We start from the raw sequence: 2,851 nt of genomic DNA on the forward strand, positions 1-2,851 counted from the left end.
AAGCATACGCCTGAGGTTCATACAGTGCCTGACATTAAACTTTTTGCTGGTAACGCAACACCTGCTCTCGCTAAGAAGATCGCCGATCGTCTATATTGCAAACTCGGAGACGCAGCAGTAGGCGTGTTCAGCGACGGAGAAATCAGTGTCCAGATAAACGAAAATGTACGTGGGGCGGATGTCTTTATCATTCAATCTACATGTGCACCGACCAATGATAACTTGATGGAACTTATCGTGATGGTCGACGCATTACGTCGTGCATCGGCCGGACGCATTACCGCTGTGATCCCTTACTTCGGTTACGCTCGTCAAGACCGACGCGTACGTAGCGCTCGAGTCCCTATTACAGCCAAAGTTGTCGCAGACTTCCTATCAAGTGTAGGTGTTGACCGCGTGTTAACTTGTGACCTACATGCCGAACAAATTCAGGGCTTCTTCGATGTTCCTGTCGATAACGTATTTGGTAGCCCTGTATTGCTAGAAGATATGCTATCTAAGAATCTTGATAATCCAGTCGTTGTATCTCCGGATATCGGTGGTGTTGTTCGTGCTCGCGCTATTGCTAAACTGCTTGATGACTCTGATCTCGCGATTATCGATAAGCGTCGTCCACGGGCTAACGTTGCTCAGGTAATGCACATCATTGGTGACGTTCAAGGTCGTGACTGTATCATCGTCGATGATATGATCGATACCGGTGGCACTCTATGCAAGGCAGCGGAAGCCCTGAAAGAGCATGGTGCAAACCGTGTATTTGCTTACGCGACTCACCCAGTATTTTCGGGTAATGCGGCTAAAAATATCGCCGAGTCTGTTATCGATGAAGTTATCGTTACCGACACCATCCCGCTAAACAAAGACATTGAGGCACTGGAAAAGGTCACTCAATTGTCTATGTCTGCAGTTTTGGCCGAAGCTATCCGTCGTGTTAGCAACGAAGAGTCTATCTCTGCGATGTTCAAACACTAGTCAGAATTTTTCGCTGAATGATCGGAGGCACTCTTTAGAGTGCCTTTTTTGTGCCCTAAACTTTGTAGAATATAAAAATTGATCTCCCGGATAAGACTCAATTCCAGTGTATTTATACTTTTTATAGAAAAGGAGATGAGGCTAGAAATTGGTGCTTTCAAATTGGTTATCCAAATCCTAATTAACACTAAGCACGAGAATTCGCACTCAACGGAGCTAACAAGCTGCTGCCAGCGAATCAAGTTACCTAGAGATACCATATCATCAAAATAAAATATAACCCTCATACCAGCCTCTCACAATGGCTCCTTTATTCCAGAGCACACCGCACTGCATCGAGTTTTACCTCTTGATGTTGATGCCAACTTTTCAGAAAAAAAGACAGTAAATTTCAGACACAAAAAAGCCCATCGTAAAGACAGGCTTTTCTGTTTATTTTTTACAATAAATAATATGGTACGGGAAGAGAGACTTGAACTCTCACACCTTACGGCACCAGAACCTAAATCTGGCGTGTCTACCAATTCCACCACTCCCGCACTGCATCAGTTTTACATCCTGATTAAGATGTTTTGAAATTAAGAAATCGCCTATACAATAAATATAACACGAGTCAAATTCACGCTCTAGCTTTTCATCTTGAGTAGATGTAAAAATGGCTGGGGTACCAGGATTCGAACCTGGGGATGCCGAGATCAAAACCCGGTGCCTTACCGCTTGGCGATACCCCAACAAATTTCTAACTCAGTTACAGACTAGTAGCCTATAACCTTTAATAATGGTACGGGAAGAGAGACTTGAACTCTCACACCTTACGGCACCAGAACCTAAATCTGGCGTGTCTACCAATTCCACCACACCCGCACTGCATCAGTTTTACATCCTGATTAAGATGACAGGCTAGAAGATAAATCTGACGTGTCTAATATCAACACCACCACTCCCGCACTGCATCAGTTTTACATCCTGATTAAGATGACAGGCTAGAAGATAAATCTGGCGTGTCTAACCTCAACACCACCACTCCCGCACTGCATCAGTTTTACATCCTGATTAAGATGACAGGCTAGAAGATAAATCTGACGTGTCTAATATCAACACCACCACTCCCGCACTGCATCAGTTTTACATCCTGATTAAGATGACTCGATTTTACATCCTGAGGAAAGATGGTAGCAATAGCGGGACTTGAACCTGCGACCCCAGCATTATGAATGCTGTGCTCTAACCAGCTGAGCTATATTGCCACATAAACCAATCCATACGTTACCAAGGTATAAAAATGGCTGGGGTACCAGGATTCGAACCTGGGGATGCCGAGATCAAAACCCGGTGCCTTACCGCTTGGCGATACCCCAATAATCTTTTAGATTACTGAAACGTGAAAAAATGGCTGGGGTACCAGGATTCGAACCTGGGAATGCCGAGATCAAAACCCGGTGCCTTACCGCTTGGCGATACCCCAATCAAAACACGTTCCGAACAATAATCGACCTATCATTCAATATAAATGGTACGGGAAGAGAGACTTGAACTCTCACACCTTACGGCACCAGAACCTAAATCTGGCGTGTCTACCAATTCCACCACACCCGCACTGCATCAGTTTTACATCCTGATTAAGATGACAGGCTAGAAGATAAATCTGACGTGTCTAATATCAACACCACCACTCCCGCACTGCATCAGTTTTACATCCTGATTAAGATGACAGGCTAGAAGATAAATCTGGCGTGTCTAATATCAACACCACCACTCCCGCACTGCATCAGTTTTACATCCTGATTAAGATGACAGGCTAGAAGATAAATCTGGCGTGTCTAATATCAACACCACCACTCCCGCATGATTCCAATTTTCATCTTGAATAGATGGTAGC

Annotated in this window: 1 protein-coding gene and 7 tRNA genes; 1 reads left to right on the top strand and 7 read right to left on the bottom strand. The window is 44.5% G+C overall.

Annotated elements, in window-relative coordinates; translation table 11 throughout:
* The first annotated feature begins 24 nt into the window (after positions 1–24).
* A complete protein-coding gene (locus KT99_RS19520; RefSeq protein ID WP_005503730.1) occupies positions 25–972 on the top strand; it encodes a ribose-phosphate pyrophosphokinase in 948 nt (315 codons plus the stop codon).
* A gap of 454 nt (positions 973–1,426) precedes the next feature.
* On the opposite strand, the gene KT99_RS19530 is transcribed toward KT99_RS19520, so the two are convergent.
* The 7 genes from KT99_RS19530 to KT99_RS19560 all read right to left on the bottom strand — a co-directional run bounded on the left by KT99_RS19530 (position 1,427) and on the right by KT99_RS19560 (position 2,568).
* Positions 1,427–1,511 (bottom strand) — tRNA-Leu (locus KT99_RS19530).
* Between the two features lie 117 nt (positions 1,512–1,628).
* Positions 1,629–1,703 (bottom strand) — tRNA-Gln (locus tag KT99_RS19535).
* 48 nt (positions 1,704–1,751) lie between these two features.
* Positions 1,752–1,836 (bottom strand) — tRNA-Leu (locus KT99_RS19540).
* A 306-nt stretch (positions 1,837–2,142) separates the two neighbouring features.
* Positions 2,143–2,219: transfer RNA gene (locus KT99_RS19545), tRNA-Met, on the bottom strand.
* Positions 2,220–2,255: 36 nt separating this feature from the next.
* A tRNA-Gln gene (locus KT99_RS19550) sits at positions 2,256–2,330 on the bottom strand.
* A 32-nt stretch (positions 2,331–2,362) separates the two neighbouring features.
* A tRNA-Gln gene (locus KT99_RS19555) sits at positions 2,363–2,437 on the bottom strand.
* 46 nt (positions 2,438–2,483) lie between these two features.
* Positions 2,484–2,568: transfer RNA gene (locus tag KT99_RS19560), tRNA-Leu, on the bottom strand.
* Positions 2,569–2,851 lie beyond the last annotated feature (283 nt).

This window comes from Shewanella benthica KT99 (assembly GCF_000172075.1).
Classification (GTDB): Bacteria; Pseudomonadota; Gammaproteobacteria; order Enterobacterales; family Shewanellaceae; genus Shewanella; species Shewanella benthica_A.